This window comes from Sediminibacterium goheungense, from assembly GCF_004361915.1.
Classification (GTDB): Bacteria; Bacteroidota; Bacteroidia; order Chitinophagales; family Chitinophagaceae; genus Sediminibacterium; species Sediminibacterium goheungense.
Map to the genome: position 1 here is coordinate 1 of NZ_SNWP01000001.1, position 2,582 is coordinate 2,582.

The following is a 2,582-nucleotide window of genomic DNA, read 5'->3' on the forward strand; positions in this document are numbered from 1 at the left end:
AGTGCGACAAATGTGACCGGCACGGGTGGAACCTTTGATAATATCACTGTAACAGGTAATATCGTGGGTGGTACGATCAGTGCAACACTTAACGCCGGTACACAGAATAGTATTACGAACCTGGCGAATATCCAGAACATCACTGCAACCGGTACAATCAGTGCAGGAACTTTGAGTGGTAGTCTGTCAACATCAGCACAGAACTCAATTACGAATCTGGCGAACATCAGTACGATCACAGCTACAACAGCGAACATCACAACAGCGAATATTACGAACCTGACAGGTTTAACGAATATCAGCATCACAGGAACGATCAGTGCGGGAACGGTGAGTGCGACAAATGTGACCGGCACGGGTGGAACCTTTGATAATATCACTGTAACAGGTAATATCGTGGGTGGTACGATCAGTGCAACACTTAACGCCGGTACACAGAATAGTATTACGAACCTGGCGAATATCCAGAACATCACCGCTACGGGAACGATCAGTGCAGGAACTTTGAGTGGATCATTAAGTACAGGTGCACAGAACTCAATTACGAATCTGGCGAACATCAGTACGATCACAGCTACAACAGCGAACATCACAACAGCGAATATTACGAACCTGACAGGTTTAACGAATATCAGCATCACGGGAACGATCAGTGCGGGAACGGTGAGTGCGACAAATGTGACCGGCACGGGTGGAACCTTTGATAATATCACTGTAACGGGTAATATCGTTGGTGGAACGATCAGTGCTACTTTGAATGCTGGTACACAGAATAGTATCACGAACCTGGCGAATATCCAGAACATCACTTCGACCGGAACGATCAGTGCAGGTACCTTAAGTGGTAGTCTGTCAACAGGTGCTCAGAACAGCATCACGAATCTGGCGAACATCAGTACGATCACAGCTACAACAGCGAACATCACAACAGCGAATATTACGAACCTGACAGGTTTAACGAATATCAGCATCACAGGAACGATCAGTGCGGGAACGGTGAGTGCGACAAATGTGACCGGCACGGGTGGAACCTTTGATAATATCACTGTAACAGGTAATATCGTAGGTGGTACGATCAGTGCTACTTTGAATGCTGGTACACAGAATAGTATCACGAACCTGGCGAATATCCAGAACATCACTGCAACCGGTACAATCAGTGCAGGAACTTTGAGTGGATCATTAAGTACAGGTGCACAGAACTCAATTACGAATCTGGCGAACATCAGTACGATCACAGCTACAACAGCGAACATCACAACAGCGAATATTACGAACCTGACAGGTTTAACGAATATCAGCATCACAGGAACGATCAGTGCGGGAACGGTGAGTGCGACAAATGTGACCGGCACGGGTGGTACCTTTGATAATATCACTGTAACGGGCAATATCGTAGGCGGAACGATCAGTGCTACGCTGAACGCCGGTACACAGAATAGTATTACGAACCTGGCGAATGTTCAGAATATCACTGCAACAGGTACGATCAGTGCAGGAACTTTAAGTGGATCATTAAGTACAGGTGCGCAGAACTCAATTACGAACTTAGCGAACATCAGTACGATTACTGCTACGACAGCGAACCTGACTACAGCGAATATTACGAACCTGACTGGTCTTACCAACTTAAGCATCACAGGTACAGCTCAGGTAGGCACCTTGAATGCAACAGCAGTAAACAGTACGAGTGGTACGTTCAGCAATATCACTGTAACAGGTAATATCGTAGGTGGAACGATCAGTGCAACACTTAACGCTGGTACACAGGCTACGATCACGAATCTGGCGAATGTTCAGAACATCACCGCAACCGGAACGATCAGTGCAGGAACTTTGAGTGGTAGTCTGTCAGCATCAGCGCAGAACTCAATTACGAACTTAGCGAACATCAGTACGATCACAGCTACAACAGCGAATATCACAACAGCGAATATTACGAACCTGACGGGTTTAACGAATATCAGCATCACAGGAACGATCAGTGCGGGAACGGTGAGTGCGACAAATGTGACCGGCACGGGTGGAACCTTTGATAATATTACTGTAACAGGTAATATCGTGGGTGGAACGATCAGTGCAACACTTAACGCTGGTACACAGAATAGTATCACGAACCTGGCGAATATCCAGAACATCACTGCAACCGGTACAATCAGTGCAGGAACTTTGAGTGGTAGTCTGTCAACATCAGCACAGAACTCAATTACGAATCTGGCGAACATCAGTACGATCACAGCTACAACAGCGAACATCACAACAGCGAATATTACGAACCTGACGGGTTTAACGAATATCAGCATCACGGGAACGATCAGTGCGGGAACGGTGAGTGCAACAAGTGTAAACAGCACGGGTGGTACCTTTGATAATATCACTGTAACGGGCAATATCGTAGGCGGAACGATCAGTGCTACGCTGAACGCCGGTACACAGAATAGTATTACGAACCTGGCGAATATCCAGAACATCACTGCAACCGGTACAATCAGTGCAGGAACTTTGAGTGGTAGTCTGTCAACATCAGCACAGAACTCAATTACGAACTTAGCGAACATCAGTACGATCACAGCTACAACAGC

General features: G+C 46.5%; 1 protein-coding gene. It reads left to right on the top strand.

What is annotated here, in order from left to right; genetic code table 11:
- Positions 1 to 2,582 (top strand): beta strand repeat-containing protein (locus BC659_RS16725; protein WP_162847301.1); only part of this gene is annotated, 2,582 nt, incomplete at both ends.